The 14,610-nt window shown below is 42.5% G+C and carries 15 protein-coding genes; 12 read left to right on the forward strand and 3 right to left on the reverse strand.

The annotated features are described in order from the left end of the window. Positions 1–245 precede the first annotated feature (245 nt). Entirely contained in the window at positions 246–470 is a 225-nt protein-coding gene (locus tag FHS45_RS10815) for a hypothetical protein (RefSeq protein WP_062440773.1), read from the forward strand. 287 nt (positions 471–757) lie between these two features. Here the strand turns inward: FHS45_RS10815 and FHS45_RS10820 are convergent, their stop codons facing one another. The 3 genes from FHS45_RS10820 to FHS45_RS10830 form a co-directional block, all read right to left on the reverse strand. Next, entirely contained in the window at positions 758–1,135 is a 378-nt protein-coding gene (locus FHS45_RS10820) for a TraR/DksA C4-type zinc finger protein (protein WP_062440770.1), read from the reverse strand. 31 nt (positions 1,136–1,166) lie between these two features. Continuing rightward, positions 1,167–1,553, reverse strand: a complete 387-nt coding sequence (locus tag FHS45_RS10825; RefSeq protein ID WP_371872019.1) for a hotdog fold thioesterase — start codon at positions 1,551–1,553, stop codon at positions 1,167–1,169. 94 nt (positions 1,554–1,647) lie between these two features. Further along, the gene (locus FHS45_RS10830) at positions 1,648–2,589 is read right to left on the reverse strand and encodes a 1,4-dihydroxy-2-naphthoate polyprenyltransferase (protein WP_062440764.1); all 942 of its coding nucleotides are present in this window, start codon (positions 2,587–2,589) and stop codon (positions 1,648–1,650) included. Positions 2,590–2,852: 263 nt separating this feature from the next. Between FHS45_RS10830 and FHS45_RS10835 the strand changes: the two genes are divergently transcribed. The 11 genes from FHS45_RS10835 to ytkD all read left to right on the forward strand — a co-directional run bounded on the left by FHS45_RS10835 (position 2,853) and on the right by ytkD (position 14,403). Next, positions 2,853–4,244, forward strand: a complete 1,392-nt coding sequence (locus FHS45_RS10835) for an isochorismate synthase (protein ID WP_062440761.1) — start codon at positions 2,853–2,855, stop codon at positions 4,242–4,244. Continuing rightward, complete coding sequence (gene menD, locus FHS45_RS10840) at positions 4,244–5,989, forward strand: 2-succinyl-5-enolpyruvyl-6-hydroxy-3-cyclohexene-1-carboxylic-acid synthase (protein ID WP_062440757.1); 1,746 nt, start codon at positions 4,244–4,246, stop codon at positions 5,987–5,989. Before FHS45_RS10835 ends, menD begins: the two co-directional genes overlap by 1 nt. 5 nt (positions 5,990–5,994) lie before the next feature. Then, positions 5,995–6,801, forward strand: coding sequence for a 2-succinyl-6-hydroxy-2,4-cyclohexadiene-1-carboxylate synthase (menH, locus tag FHS45_RS10845; protein WP_062440754.1), 807 nt, complete (start codon positions 5,995–5,997; stop codon positions 6,799–6,801). Between the two features lie 32 nt (positions 6,802–6,833). Continuing rightward, positions 6,834–7,652: a 1,4-dihydroxy-2-naphthoyl-CoA synthase gene (gene menB / locus FHS45_RS10850; protein ID WP_062440751.1), complete on the forward strand. Its 819-nt coding sequence runs from the start codon at positions 6,834–6,836 to the stop codon at positions 7,650–7,652. Between the two features lie 702 nt (positions 7,653–8,354). Continuing rightward, the gene (locus FHS45_RS10855) at positions 8,355–9,842 is read left to right on the forward strand and encodes an o-succinylbenzoate--CoA ligase (RefSeq protein WP_062440748.1); all 1,488 of its coding nucleotides are present in this window, start codon (positions 8,355–8,357) and stop codon (positions 9,840–9,842) included. A 17-nt stretch (positions 9,843–9,859) separates the two neighbouring features. After that, on the forward strand, positions 9,860–10,948 hold the full coding sequence (gene menC / locus FHS45_RS10860) for an o-succinylbenzoate synthase (RefSeq protein ID WP_229717819.1): 1,089 nt from the start codon (positions 9,860–9,862) through the stop codon (positions 10,946–10,948). Positions 10,949–11,046: 98 nt separating this feature from the next. Continuing rightward, positions 11,047–11,751: a DUF459 domain-containing protein gene (locus FHS45_RS10865; protein WP_062440743.1), complete on the forward strand. Its 705-nt coding sequence runs from the start codon at positions 11,047–11,049 to the stop codon at positions 11,749–11,751. Between the two features lie 277 nt (positions 11,752–12,028). Further along, positions 12,029–12,781 (forward strand): IucA/IucC family C-terminal-domain containing protein, encoded by a 753-nt coding sequence (locus FHS45_RS10870; RefSeq protein ID WP_062440740.1) that lies wholly within the window; start codon positions 12,029–12,031, stop codon positions 12,779–12,781. Between the two features lie 93 nt (positions 12,782–12,874). Then, positions 12,875–13,216 carry a hypothetical protein gene (locus tag FHS45_RS10875; protein WP_062440737.1) on the forward strand — a complete coding sequence of 114 codons (342 nt, stop codon included), beginning with the start codon at positions 12,875–12,877 and terminating at the stop codon, positions 13,214–13,216. A 116-nt stretch (positions 13,217–13,332) separates the two neighbouring features. Continuing rightward, complete coding sequence (locus tag FHS45_RS10880) at positions 13,333–13,896, forward strand: hypothetical protein (RefSeq protein WP_062440734.1); 564 nt, start codon at positions 13,333–13,335, stop codon at positions 13,894–13,896. A 33-nt stretch (positions 13,897–13,929) separates the two neighbouring features. Continuing rightward, on the forward strand, positions 13,930–14,403 hold the full coding sequence (gene ytkD, locus FHS45_RS10885) for an RNA deprotection pyrophosphohydrolase (RefSeq protein WP_062440731.1): 474 nt from the start codon (positions 13,930–13,932) through the stop codon (positions 14,401–14,403). The last annotated feature ends 207 nt before the right edge of the window (positions 14,404–14,610 follow it).

A 14,610-nucleotide genomic window follows, 5' to 3' on the forward strand; every position in this document is an offset into this window, starting at 1 on the left:
TTAGTGAGAGTTTGGAAATTTCTCAGAGCTCCATCGGGAAAATAGTAAGCTGAACGGGGCGAATGCTGCGATAAAGCTTACTATTTTTCCTGTAGCAGGAGAAGAGGGATTCCGTCTCTCTTTTTATTAGCCACAAAATCGGAAGTCTTTTAAATTATTTAGGAGTTATGGATGAATTTTCATGTGTACTACCGAATACGATAAGGGTATAATAAGAACAGATGTTCGTTTTCGGAGGTGGCGGAATGAAGAACATAGATAACATCCTAAGTCGAGCGAAGGAAGATGGCAAAACAATTGAGTTGATCTATCTCAGCAAAGGCAATGATTTTACCCATCGGGTTGTTAAAGTCCTTCGGGTAAATGAGGAAGAAATACTTGCCTTCTGTTATATACGAAGGCAGGTAAGGAGGTTTAAAAAAGCAAACATCTTATCGGCAGCTCCTGCTCGAAACAAGAAGGGCGCCTAATTCAAGATAAATCCATTACTATAGCCATGACTTGCGCAATAAAAGTCTCAACCTGACATAAATTCCAAGTCTAGAAGCCTGCATGATTGATACAGGCAAGGCTTTTTACATCCATGGAAAGAAGGTTTGATCGGAATTCATTTGAAAAAAAGTAAAGGCCAATAACGTGGCAAATAAACTCCCCAGGAAATAACGATTCCTAGCCGCTCTTACTTCGGATTTGGTAACGGACCTCAAAATATCTCAAAATCAAGTCTTCGACTTTTATAAAAAAGAAGAACGGTATATTACCGTCCTTCTATCTCTTGGCTCTCTTCTACTGTATAGCGAGCGGTAGGTTCGATTTCCAATCTTTCGACAGGGATTGGATCGCCTGATTTTTCACTAAGTCCGTAATTTCCGTCTTCGATTCGTTGCAGGGCATCTTCTATCTCCATCATACGTTCCCGTGCTTTTTCGTAAAAAGTCTGATCCTTGGCACGCTCAAATTGTTCTGTCCCATGGTCGCCGGGATGGTCAGGCATATCAGATAATTCCTGATGGCTTTCTGCAGAGGAGTCTTGATTTCCCAGAGAGTCGCTATGTTTTTCAAGATCCTGTTCTGTTTCCTTTTTCATTTCCAATAATCGTTTTTTGAAATCCTGGATTTGTTTATCATTTAGCATGGCTTCGTCTCCTTTCGAAACACTAGTATCGTTATAGAGGAACTACACCAATCGTACAGCGAGAGATGGAAATAAGCTTTTCGGCTTCATCGGTGATTTTAATTTCCCAAACCATCGTGTTCCTGCCAATGTGGAACGGTACAGCAGTAGCTGTCACAACACCTTCACGTTTACTTTTGATATGGTTGGCGTTGATTTCAACTCCAAATACGCGATGTGTTTCCGGATTAATATTATGGAACGCGCCGATACTTGCTGCTGATTCTGCAAGCGCGACACTGGCTCCCCCATGAAGAAATCCCAGTGGCTGGTGAGTCGCAGCATGGACCGGCATCGTCATGACCACCTTGTCTTTCTCCAGTTCTTTTACTTCCATCCCTAAAGCTTCCATCATCGTATTGTCGAATTGTAATTCCATTACACTCATTCCTTTGTAATTATTTCCCGTAAAATCTTCAATAAAACATCACAGGATGTAAAAAGAAGCGGCAAAAATCCTTTGCCGCTTGATGTTAAATAGGTAGATAGATTTGTAGTAACAAAGAGACACCCAATAAGAAACCATAGATTGTATTGGTTTGAGCGGTGGCCTTCATGGCCGGCATCATTTCAATTGGCTGTGATTTACCAATGAATCCTTTTACTGCCGGTACTGCTTTCTTTATGCTCAAAAACGCGAGGAAGCTCAATAATGGCAATAGGCCAATGATGATATAAATCAATGTTAAAAGATAGGCTGTGGTGAATAATGCCCCAAGAAAGCGGATAGCCCCTTGTTTTCCTAACAGGATGGCAATTGTCTTCCGTCCGTTTTCTTTATCTCCATCTAAATCCCGGATATTATTGGCAAGTAAGATGGCGCCAACAAAAATGGCGACTGGTATGGAGATCCAAATGACTCCTCCGTGGATGGTAAGGGTTTGGATAAAATAACTGATGCCGATAATGATGGTGCCCATGAAGAATCCTGCTGCCAATTCGCCAAATGGAGTATAAGCGATTGGATAAGGACCACCGGTATATAAATAACCGAATAACATGGAAATAGCACCGATAGCAGCAACCCACCAGCTGGTTGTTACTGAAATATAAATACCAAGCAGGATAGCAGCGCCGAATAAAGAAAGCGCCAACGCTAATACCGTTTTAGGGGAAATGCCATCCCTGACAATTGTACCCCCGATACCAACGGAGTTTTCATTATCCAGACCTCTTACATAATCATAATATTCGTTGAACATATTGGTTGCGATCTGTATCAATATGGAAGCTGTCAGCATCGCAAGAAACAGACCTGCATGAAAGCCACCATCTAGTACGCCCAGCATCGTTCCAATAAATACTGGGACGAATGCTGCTGTCAACGTATGGGGGCGAAGCAGCCGCCACCACACTTGAAAACCTCCCTTTTCATTCAAGGAAGCCTTTATATCTTCACCTTGCACAGGATTCATAGTTGTTCTCTCCCTTTATTTCTATCAAATTATTACAATCAATCTTAAGTTTATGGAATCAAGTAGAAAGTGTCAATCTATGTAAGAAACTATTGGATATAAGTAGGGATTCCTTGAGTCCTGTTCAAAAAGAGAATAAAATAGAAAAGGAAGTGAAAAACAGGATGCAAGTAATACACCCGTTCGTGAGCAGGGTGACTTATATAGGGCTTATTCTTAGTATTCTCTAAGACTATCATTCCTGGTACTCAGGGGGGACACGTATGATTCATACAGAAGCAGCGACACTGGATGAAGTCATAGATCAGGCATTGAATAAAGCGAAACAGACCAATAAGCAACAGCTGGTAAGTTTCGTTGATTATATAGAACCAATTGACCCGATTTTGTTTTATGCGGGAGCATCCGTGATGGGTGATTCCCGACTTTTTTGGAAAAGTGCGGATGAAGACTTTGTAATGGCAGGAGTTGGTGCGGCTGTACGTTTAGCTTCACCAAAAAACGACCGTTTTCAGGATATCCAATTTCAATGGAAGAAGCTGATGGAGCACGCCTACAGGTTCGATCGCTATGAGCAAAAGGGAACCGGTCCGGTAGCCATGGGTGGTTTCAGCTTTGATCCTTTCAAAGAAAGCACCGAACTGTGGGCTTCTTTTGAAAACAGTCAGCTGGAAATTCCGGGCTATTTAATGACAAAAGTGGGAAGTGATCATTATCTTACCATTAATGCCATCATTTACCCGGATGACCATAAAGAACAGTTGAAATTCCAGTGGGAAGAAGCGAAGGCGTTATTGTTGCAATGTAATAACCGTTCTTTTAGTACCCCGGAAATTTTGGAACAAACCGAAATTGAACCAGAAGCATGGAAGCTGTTGGTTAAGCAAGCAACGGATGATATTGAAGCCGGAGTGGTGGATAAAGTAGTGCTGGCACGGGAAATGCAGTTGAAGTTTGATGACAATGTTGACATAGCTCAAGTACTTCAACATCTGGATGATACTCAGACGAACAGTTATATTTTCGCATTTGAAAGTGAGGGTACCCAATTTGTCGGGGCTACCCCGGAACGGCTGGTTAAAGTGGAAAATCAAAACTTATTGTCTACCTGTCTGGCCGGGACAATCCCCCGCGGGGAAACAACCGAACAGGATGAACAGCTGGGGCAGGAACTGCTGGCGGACGAAAAGAATCTGGAGGAGCACCAGTTTGTTGTGCGAATGATACGTGATGCGATTGAAGCCTGCAGTGAAAACGTCGATATTCCAGCTTCGCCTGTACTTTATCCATTAAAGAATCTTCAGCATCTTTATACACCAGTAAGGGCAAGATTAAAGCAGGGACATACATTATTGGATGTCGTTGCCCGTCTCCACCCAACACCGGCGTTAGGTGGATTGCCGCAAGAGGAAGCGATTGAATATATCCGGGAGTTTGAACCCCTTGATCGAGGCTGGTATGCCGGTCCAGTAGGATGGTTCGACTCGAATCAAAATGGGGAATTCGCCGTGGCCATTAGATCTGCATTGATTGAACAGAATAGGGCATCCCTATTTTCAGGATGTGGCGTAGTAAAAGATTCGGATCCCGAAATGGAATATGAAGAAACAGCAATAAAGTTTACACCGATGTTAGCCGTACTAGGAGGAGCATAATGGAACACACCGAGACACTGACCAGGTACATGGCCAAGTTTGTGCAAGGATTAGTGGAGGCGGGGGTACGGGATGTAGTTATATCGCCTGGCTCTCGTTCTACTCCAATCGCCATGACCTGTGCTGAATACGATGAAATTAATCATTGGGTTAACCTGGATGAACGCTCGGCTGCCTTCTTTGCTCTTGGCATGGCAAAAGAACGAAGAAGACCTGTAGCGCTGGTATGTACTTCCGGTACCGCTGCTGCCAATTATTATCCTGCTGTGATTGAAGCTTTCTACAGCAGGATTCCTTTAGTTGTACTTACTGCCGACCGGCCTCATGAGCTTCGGGATGTAGGGGCTCCCCAGTCAATAGAGCAGCTGAACTTGTACGGGGAGTACGTAAAGTGGTTCCATGACCTTGCATTGCCAGAAGGGAGCGAAAAAATGCTCCAGTATGCAAAGACTACCGCTGGCCGTGCTGTTCAGGAAGCTATTCTTGGGAATGATGGCCCGGTCCAAATCAACCTTCCGTTACGGGAACCGCTGATACCTGACTTTACTTTACCAGGTTTATGGGAAGCTGACAGTGCTACAAAAGAACGGAGTCCGGTCATTGGCAAGCGGGCAATAGATCGTGGATATTTGGATAGTCTGATTGAAAAACTCAAAGGGTTTTCAAAAGGACTCATTGTTTGCGGACCGCAGATGGACCCTGTGCTTGGTGAAGCCCTCGCCTATTTGGCTAAGCGTATCGGCGCTCCTGTATTGGCAGACCCACTGTCCCAGCTTAGAGCAAATAAGTATGAAAAAAATAATATCATCGAGACGTACGATGCTATTTTAAAGCATGATGAAATTAAACAGACACTGCAGCCGGAGTTTATTATTCGTTTCGGAGCGATGCCGGTTTCTAAGCCTTACTTGCAGTGGCTGACTTCCTTGAATGCCCCGCTTCACTTCATAGTGGAACCGGAGGCAGGCTACCGTGAACCAGCAGGCGTCGAGACTACAGCTATCTATGCCGACCCTGTTATTTTTGCTGAGCAGTTAGCTGAACGGCTGGATCAGCCTATTGTGGAAAATAGCTGGCTTGAAACCTGGAAGAATATGAATCAGATTGCGAAAGATCTGCTGCTTGCGGAATCACCTGAAGAAGGAATGAATGAAGGACATGCAGTAGTAAAGCTTGCTGAAGTGATACCTGACCAGTCTATTTTATATGTCGGAAACAGCATGCCTATCCGTGATGTTGATACTTTCTTCATGACCACGCCAAAAGCAGTCGATATCATGGCTAACCGGGGCGCAAACGGAATTGATGGTGTCGTGTCTGCCGCCCTGGGTACAGGTGCCAATGGTAAACCGGTAACATTGCTGATTGGAGATTTATCCTTTTTCCATGACATGAATGGGCTGTTGATTGCTAAACAAAAGAACCTTAACATCACTGTTGTTCTGATAAATAATGATGGAGGCGGTATCTTTTCCTACTTGCCCCAAGCCAGCCATCCTGAACATTATGAGGAGTTGTTCGGTACTCCCATGGGCATTGAATTTCAACCATTTGTGGAAGCTTATGGCGGCTCTTATTGCCTTGCAGAATCTTGGGATGAATATACAAATGCATTGGCTGAAAGTTATGTTTCATCCGGTTTATCGGTGATAGAGGTCCGGACGAGACGAGAAGAAAATGTTCCTTATCATAGGGCGAAATGGGAAAGTGTCAAAGAAGCGATTGGCAAACAGTTAAAGGGTTGATCGTTATGTACTATACAATTGATGGCACAAAATACTGGGTGGAAATCAATGGCCAAGGACTTCCTATGATGTTTCTGCATGGTTTTACCGGAAGCACTCGGACGTGGGATGACGTAGCTGGGCTACTAATAAAAAAGGGGTTTCAAGTGATAACGATTGACCTGCCCGGGCATGGAAAAACGATTTATAACACCGGTCACAAATTATCGATGAAACGTGCCTGTCATGATTTGAAGAGCTTAGCAGACGAATTAAATCTTTCAACTTTTAATCTGACAGGATACTCCATGGGAGGGAGAACGGCTCTTTCCTTTGCGGCATTATATCCCGATTATATCGCACAACTTATATTAGAAAGCGCCTCTCCCGGGTTGGAATCGAATGAGGATCAGCAAGCAAGGATTAGTAAGGATGAAAGACTGGCCAAAAAGTTAGAAGATGAAGGGATTTTATCATTTGTCGACTTTTGGGAAAACCTTCCCCTATTTGATTCCCAACGAAGACTCCCGGAGAAAGTGAAAAGAAAAATTCGGGAAGAAAGGTTGAGCCAGTCTGCAGATGGTTTAGCCCTGTCACTCCGCGGCATGGGAACTGGTGTCCAGCCATCATGGTGGGAACGGTTGGAGCAGCTGGAATTGCCAGTCCAACTGATTGTGGGCGAGTCGGACAAGAAGTTTGTATCTATCAATGAACGTATGAAAAGCAAGATATCAGATAGCTCGCTGCACGTGATCCGGGAGGCTGGACATGCAGTTCATGTCGAACAACCGAAGCTTTTTGCTGAAATTGTCAGCGAATTCGTGCTAGAATAAAAAGCGGAAAGCGTTTTAAAGGAGGAGTTTCCATGACTATTGAATGGGTAAACGAAAGAAACTACGAAGATATTCTTTATGAAACATATGATGGTATTGCAAAAATCACCATCAACCGTCCGGAAGTTCGTAATGCTTTCCGTCCACAAACGGTTAACGAACTGCTGGATGCTTTTACTTATGCAAGAGATGATTCCAAAATAGGCGTCATCGTATTGGCAGGAGCTGGAGACAAAGCATTTTGTTCCGGTGGCGACCAATCAGTACGTGGGCATGGCGGTTATGTAGGAGAAGATGAAATCCCTCGCCTGAATGTACTGGACTTGCAGCGCTTAATCCGTGTTATTCCAAAGCCAGTCGTTGCCATGGTCTCAGGCTATGCAATTGGTGGCGGGCATGTTCTGCATGTAGTTTGTGATTTGACCATTGCGGCTGACAACGCCATTTTTGGTCAGACAGGCCCTAAAGTGGGAAGCTTTGATGCCGGCTACGGCGCAGGGCTGCTTGCTCGTATTGTCGGTCATAAGAAAGCACGCGAAATCTGGTACCTGTGCCGTCAATATGATGCACAGGAGGCATTGGACATGGGCTTGGTCAATACGGTTGTACCAGTGGAAGAATTGGAGAAAGAAACCGTACAATGGTGCCAGGAAATGCTTGAAAAGTCACCGACTGCTTTACGTTTCCTAAAAGCATCCTTTAATGCAGATACAGATGGCCTTGCAGGACTTCAGCAAATGGGTGGAGATGCAACTTTACTTTATTACACTACCGATGAGGCAAAAGAAGGCCGTGACGCCTTTAAAGAGAAGAGAAAACCTGATTTCAAACAGTTCCCGCGTTTCCCTTGATCGGAATTGGAACAAGTCAGGACAAACAAAGGGGAAAGCATCAGTTCGTGCACAAGCATGGAAGCTGATGCTTTCTTCTCTTTTTTACATGGCTCTGTTAACCGTTATAATTGATCATTAAATTATAGGCCCGAAAAGTCGAAGACTTGATTTCGAGATGTTTGTGATAGTTTAGGGTGTGGGGGAACGAGTCGCTTTCCACGGGAGTTCGTTGAGCCTCCTCGAGCTAACGCTCTACGGGGTCTCACCTGGAACTCTTTTCCCGTAGGAGTCTCCCCGTTCCCCCACGCCCCTTGCCATATAAGATACTCGAAATCGTGTTTGGAAAGTACATCCCTATTTTGTGATGAGTATCCTATTACAATGGTAAATTGACCGTATTTTCTGCTCCAAAAGTACTCTATTTCTGATAGAAGTTTCGAGAAACTAACAAACGTAAGGTGGCTGGAAAAACGGTGAGACTCTTCGAAAATGCTACCTTCGTGCGGTGTCAATTCAAGAAGCTTATTCAAAGTCCTGTGGGATGAACATGAGCGGTGAGATCCCGCAAGGCGAAGCCTGAGGAAGCTCACCACATGCCCACGGAAAGCGATCCGTTTTCCCAGCCACCATATTCGCTACCTAAAGTCTCGAAACTGAGTGAGCTTTTTACATAACAAATAAGTAATTGGACTATTTTAAAGATTTAAGGAGGCTTATGACATGATAACGACTATCCCTCACTGGCTGCTGAAGCAGGCAGAATTGAATCCAGGCGAAACAGCAATCGAAATGGATGATGGTGCCACCCTCTCTTATCAGGAACTTCACGAAAAAAGCTTGCAATACGCTGCTTATTTTGAAAAATCGGGCGTTAAAAAAGGGGACCATGTAGCAGTTCTTTCTTCTAATCGGATAGAAATGCCCATCGTTATCCACTCACTTAGTTATATCGGTGCAGTCATTGTATTGCTGAATACTCGTCTTACAGCTAAAGAACTTGCTTTTCAACTGCAAGATGCTGAAGCCGCGCTTATGGTTACAGAACCGGAATTCCATTCTGTAGCTGGCGATGCAGCGCATAGAGCCGGCCTTAGTCGGGAGAAGATTGTGGAATTTCGGGAAATTCATCTTGAAGAGGCCCAGCCAACACATATGCAAACAGAAATAAACTTAGGTGATCTTTTCACGATCATGTACACATCAGGAACGACCGGTAATCCTAAAGGGGTACAGTTGACTTATGGAAACCATTGGGCCAGTGCAGTAAGCTCCGCTCTTAATCTCAGTCTTTCCCCCTCTGAGAAATGGCTGGTATGTTTACCGGTGTTTCATGTCAGTGGATTCTCCGCGTTGATTAAAAATGTGGTCTATGGCATGCCAATTTTGTTAATGAAGCGTTTTGAAGAAAAAGCGGTCATAAATAACATCCGTCAAACAGGTGTTACCATGTTATCGGCAGTGTCCGTCATGTTGCAGCGGATGATGAGCGAGTTAGGAGAGCAGCAGCTGCCTGACTATTTCCGCGGGGTACTGCTGGGAGGTGGACCAGCGCCAAAGCCGCTTTTAGAAAAAGCGAAAGATAAAAAGATCCCGGTCTTCCAAACCTATGGAATGACAGAGACGGCATCACAAATAGTTACCTTAAATCCTAAAGATGCTCTGAGGAAACTCGGATCAGCTGGAAAACCCTTAAGTACAGCAAGTCTTAAAATCGACGCAGCCATGGGGGAAGTGGGCGAAATTAAAGTGAAGGGACCCATGGTGACTACTGGCTACTATAAACGGGAGGAAGCAACTGCTGAGGTTATGTCAGATGGATGGCTTGCAACCGGGGACCTTGGCTATCAGGACAACGAAGGATTCCTTCACGTGGTCGATAGGAGAAAAGATTTGATTATTTCGGGCGGGGAAAATATCTATCCTGCTGAGATAGAAAGTGTACTGTCAGGGATGGAAGGTATTAGGGAGGCTGGTGTTACAGGCATAAAGGATAAAAAATGGGGACAAGTACCTGTCGCATTTATAGTTTCCGATACTAGTGGTGCAATTCGGGAAGAGGATGTGCTTCAATTTTGTAATAGTGAACTGGCAAGCTATAAATGTCCGAAGGAGATTCACTTTGTAGACAAGCTTCCTCGCAATGCCTCTAACAAGCTGATGAGGCGGGAACTCCTGTATTTACGAAAAGTTGATGGTGACAAAGGATGAATATAGCAGAGATTCGCATGCGTAAAATTGAGATGCCCCTGAGGTATCCCTTTCAGACACATGCCGGCCAGGTCAATGACCGGGAGCTAATTATTATAGAAATAATGGATATAGAAGGAAGAAAGGGTTTTGGAGAAGTGACAGCTTTTTCTACCCCCTTTTATACGTCAGAAACAAGCGAATCCGCCTGGTTGGTATTAAGACGAATATTCCTTCCTGCTGTTAATTGGCACCAAATTGTCCATCCATCCAACATGGCCAGCCAATTGTCAATCTGGCAGGGTAATCGCATGGCAAAAGCCGGGTTAGAAGCAGCGTTATGGGATTTGTATGGAAAACAATTAAACAAAAGTCTCAGCCAGCTGATCGGTGGAAGTCGATCGTATGTGGAATCGGGTGTTGTACTGAGCCTTGCGGATAAGCTTGAAGAAGTGATCGCTAACTATCAGAACGAAGGGTACAGGCGCTATAAGCTGAAAATAGAAAAGTATAAAGAAGGGCAGATGATTGACGAAATCAAAGCTTATGCTCCTTCTCTTCCTCTCATGATTGATGCCAATGGTCTCTATGAAGAAAAGGATATCCCTTATTTACAATCACTGGATTCCAAGGGTTTGATGATGATTGAACAGCCATTTCGTCCCGGAGATTTCTATCTTCACCAACAGTTGCAAAATCAGTTGGATACCCCTCTATGCCTGGATGAAAGTTTAACCTCTCTGGCTGATGTCAAACAGGCAGTTCTCATGGGGAGCTGCCAAATAATCAACATTAAAATCAGCCGTGTGGGAGGGATGACGGAAGCACTTGCAATCCATGAGTGGAGTAGAAAAAACAATATTCCTGTCTGGTGCGGAGGGATGGTGGAGTCCGGGATATCTAAGGCTCATAATATCGCGCTGGCGTCCCTTGATGGATTCATTATTCCTGGGGATATATCTGCTTCTGCCCGTTTTTGGGAACGGGATTTGATCATACCGGAGGTTGAAGTCAAACAAGGAAGAATAAAAGTCCCATTGGATCCAGGGATAGGTTTTAAAGTGGATGAAGAGTATTTGCAATTTGTGACCCAAAATTCTTATATATTCCAACCTGATATAAGCTAAGTTTTAAATCTTAGAAACTTAATGAAAGACATTCCAATTTTTGGGGAGAGGTTTATCCTCATAAAGGGAAGGGTATTTCACAGTTTCTAGGAGGGCCTATGAAAAAACTACTTATAACAATCACAATCATTTTGGTCATTATCGCAGCGGTTACTTATTTTCTTGGACAAAATCAGAAACAAAAAGCGGAAAAGCAGGAGGAATTAGTCGCCTTAGGAGATTCGCTCACCTATGGTGTCGGGGATAATACAGGGAATGGCTATGTAGGCGATCTGCAAACCTTATTGAGTAAAAATCACGAAGGTCCAGTAACGGTCCATAATTATGGTATTCCCGGCCAGCAGTCCGATGGCTTACTGCAGCAGTTGGATAAAGAGAATGTGACGAAAAATATAGAAGATGCCGATTACTTTATCATCTTTATCGGAACCAATGATTTAATTCATAGTAATGGCGGTGATCTTGCGAAGGTTTATGAAAAACGTATCGAACAAGGAAAAATAGACTATGAAAATAACATAAATGAAATATTGACGATAATACGTGACAAGAATGCAGAAGCTCCTATATTATTCTTAGGCCTCTACAACCCATTTCCTTCTTCTGAAGAATTAGATCAAGTGGTGCGAGATTGGAACAGCCTTAGTCAGCAAATCGTTAGTGATTATAGTAGAACAAAATTCATTGAAACGAATGGATTATTCGATAAGAAGTCGGATAAGTATTTCAGCGATGAGCTGCACCCGACAGAAGAAGGATATCAGCTGATCACCAAAAAAATATTGAAAGAATATGATTTTTAAAGGGAAAAACGAGTATGTAACTTTGTGGTTTCATACTCGTTTTTTTTATGAAACCATTTTCCAAGGAACTGCATATAAGCTGAATTACTAATTTTTTAATATAGATGGGAGCATATCTCACGACACAAAATTTCCATATTTTTTTAAGTTTCGTGAATGAAAATGATTATCAAATTCATTGACACAGTTCACCGAGCCCCATAGACTTATAATTGGAATATTAGCAAAAAAAAGAACTTATACTATATGGAATGGACAGTGCATTGAGGTGAATACAATGACTCGACTGACTGAAAAAGAAGAAACCTTTTTGGAAGACCACTTCCGATATGTTTCACGAATACAGAAAGGGATCGAACCTTATGAGATGATCAATGCTTCCGAGCTATTGGATAAACAGACGCTACAGAAAAAATTAGACGATATCCATGCTTTTATGGAATCCGATTTTTACTTGACTACAGCGTCTATTTTTTCAAAACGTTACAGTTATTATATTGTGACAGGCGTTTTGGCGATGATATCGGCGTTCGACAAATGCCCGGATTATCGACCGGAGAATATAAGGCTCGTACGTCTAGATGAGGAGAAGAAGTGGTTTCCGAAGCTTACATTTGTTTCTAAGGACGCAGAGGAACCTGTGGCGGTTAACCGTCACGCTTGGTTACGTGATCAACTGACCGAATTATTCTCGGAACATGTCCGACCTATATTTTTTCAGATCAACCAATTGACCAGACTATCCATGAGCGTATTATGGGAAAACTTCGCTATATATCTCTATTGGTTTTATGAACGCTATGCTGAGAATCATTTTGATGAAGAACGGATGGCACAAATCCGTGATGATTTTCATTTCATCGTACATGAATTGGATGGCTCCAGTTTTGGAGAAGAGAAGAACCCGTTCCATTATTTCAGCTATCAGCCAAAGTTGCCAAATGGAACTCGGGAAAGGAAATGCTGCTGTTTAAGCTATAAATTGCATGAGGACAGTGGATATTGCAAAGTTTGTCCCCATCGTTGTTGATGCTGCGTTTTCTTTCATTAGCTATTAAGTAGAAAAATCATGATAATTCTTCTCTAGTTTGTAAAAACTATTGGTAAGATGAGGAGGGTTATCATGGAAAGAAACAAATATTACGTAAATATTGGTTCCCAGGAGATTTCAGTCAACCATGATGGGAATAATGATATCTTCACAATTTACGCGACTGAAGAAGAAGTATTGGAACTTCGCGCCTTTTTTGATGAAATATATAATTCGGACCAACGTGCATTTTGGAGGGCGCATCTTCCCTTTCGCCATTATCATAATGATGAACCAAATGCTGAATTTGATGATGGCCTGCTGACAGTATTCCACAGGGTATATGAGTTAGGAGACGAAAAGACAAAAGAACATATTGGAAGTATGGGAATCCTTGAAAATCATGATTCTACCGAAGGCCGTAGACATTTATAATGTTTACGGTTTTTTTTGTATTTATTTTTAATTATCTGCTAGCAAAAAGGGTTTATGGAAGATTTGGAACAGGAATACTGATTATATAAAACAAGAACATCAAGGGGTGGACAACAATGAAAAAAACTTCAACAGCGAAATTGGTCAAATCGATTGTGATAGCTGTTCCGCTAGCGCTTTTTGTTCAAACCGGGGCATCCCTGAATGCGGAAGAACCTAAACAAGTTAACATGCATCAGGAAGCCGTAACGGATGTGGAAGTAAAAACGGCCTCCAGTAATGAGAAGGAAAGTAAAGAGAGCCTGGGAAAAGCGACGATTGAAGAACGTACGGACCAGTTTATGGAACATTTGGTTCAGGAGACAGACGAAAATTATAAAGTTTTAAATTATGACAGTAAAGAAGCATTGCTTGATGGGTTTGAGCCAATTGCGACAAGGCAAGCCGCTAAAGAATATGTTGATTTTTATTATAAAGAAAAGCAATCAGGTCTTTATATTCTTCCAACAGAAACGCCGCCTTGGTTTGTAAATGGCCAACCTTATGATACCATCGATATAGATAAGAATCATAAGAAGGTCATCCAAAAGAATAATAATGAACTTTACGGTGACTATAAAATTGCCATTACCTTTATATATGACGGCGAGTGGCGAATTCAGGAGATAGAACATAAGTAATTAACGAAGCAGTCAAAGGCAGTTGAAGCGGCGATGAAGACATTTTATGATTACTATAATAATGAAGTAAAATTATCTTTTGATAATCACCCTTTTTCCAAAAACCCTAAGCATGTCTGGGTGATATGCAGTTACAAAAATAAATGGCTGCTCACCCAGCATAAGGATCGTGGTATTGAATTTCCAGGCGGAAAAGTCGAAACAGGTGAAACAGCAGAAGAAGCAGCTTATCGAGAAGTAAAAGAAGAGACAGGGGCAGATATTAAAGAATTGGTGTACCTTGGGCAATATCATGTGGATGGTAAAGGTGGTACGATTATAAAAAACATCTATTTCGCAAGAATCGAATCCATTGAAAAGCAGGAGCATTATTTTGAAACAGAGGGACCGGTACTTTTTGATGCATTGCCAGTAAACATTAAAAAAAATAAGCGTTTCAGTTTTATGATGAAAGATGGAGTTTTACCTAGTAGTTTGCAATACATCGAAAAAATGCAATTGCTATAAGAAAAGGACGCATAATAACCTTAAGTATCAAAAAAGCTTAGAGTACACAGTGGCTCTAAGCTTTACTTATGTAAAAAAGGTCACCCTATTATACTCTGCTGAATAAGGCTATCCCCTTTCCGGCGGTAAGAACCCTTAACCAGGATACGGGCGTTTTCTATTAAGACCTTTGAATTTATTTGAACAGTCGATTTGATATATAATATA

The organism is Thalassobacillus devorans (assembly GCF_011761345.1).
Lineage (GTDB): Bacteria > Bacillota > Bacilli > Bacillales > Halobacillaceae > Thalassobacillus > Thalassobacillus devorans.

Bases quoted from the DNA above. Each gene is read 5' to 3' on its own strand.
- FHS45_RS10815 (WP_062440773.1), top strand. From the start codon at position 246: ATGAAGAACATAGATAACATCCTAAGTCGAGCGAAGGAAGATGGCAAA.
- FHS45_RS10820 (WP_062440770.1), bottom strand. From the start codon at position 1,135: ATGCTAAATGATAAACAAATCCAGGATTTCAAAAAACGATTATTGGAA.
- FHS45_RS10825 (WP_371872019.1), bottom strand. From the start codon at position 1,553: ATGGAATTACAATTCGACAATACGATGATGGAAGCTTTAGGGATGGAA.
- FHS45_RS10830 (WP_062440764.1), bottom strand. From the start codon at position 2,589: ATGAATCCTGTGCAAGGTGAAGATATAAAGGCTTCCTTGAATGAAAAG.
- FHS45_RS10835 (WP_062440761.1), top strand. From the start codon at position 2,853: ATGATTCATACAGAAGCAGCGACACTGGATGAAGTCATAGATCAGGCA.
- menD (WP_062440757.1), top strand. From the start codon at position 4,244: ATGGAACACACCGAGACACTGACCAGGTACATGGCCAAGTTTGTGCAA.
- menH (WP_062440754.1), top strand. From the start codon at position 5,995: ATGTACTATACAATTGATGGCACAAAATACTGGGTGGAAATCAATGGC.
- menB (WP_062440751.1), top strand. From the start codon at position 6,834: ATGACTATTGAATGGGTAAACGAAAGAAACTACGAAGATATTCTTTAT.
- FHS45_RS10855 (WP_062440748.1), top strand. From the start codon at position 8,355: ATGATAACGACTATCCCTCACTGGCTGCTGAAGCAGGCAGAATTGAAT.
- menC (WP_229717819.1), top strand. From the start codon at position 9,860: ATGCGTAAAATTGAGATGCCCCTGAGGTATCCCTTTCAGACACATGCC.
- FHS45_RS10865 (WP_062440743.1), top strand. From the start codon at position 11,047: ATGAAAAAACTACTTATAACAATCACAATCATTTTGGTCATTATCGCA.
- FHS45_RS10870 (WP_062440740.1), top strand. From the start codon at position 12,029: ATGACTCGACTGACTGAAAAAGAAGAAACCTTTTTGGAAGACCACTTC.
- FHS45_RS10875 (WP_062440737.1), top strand. From the start codon at position 12,875: ATGGAAAGAAACAAATATTACGTAAATATTGGTTCCCAGGAGATTTCA.
- FHS45_RS10880 (WP_062440734.1), top strand. From the start codon at position 13,333: ATGAAAAAAACTTCAACAGCGAAATTGGTCAAATCGATTGTGATAGCT.
- ytkD (WP_062440731.1), top strand. From the start codon at position 13,930: ATGAAGACATTTTATGATTACTATAATAATGAAGTAAAATTATCTTTT.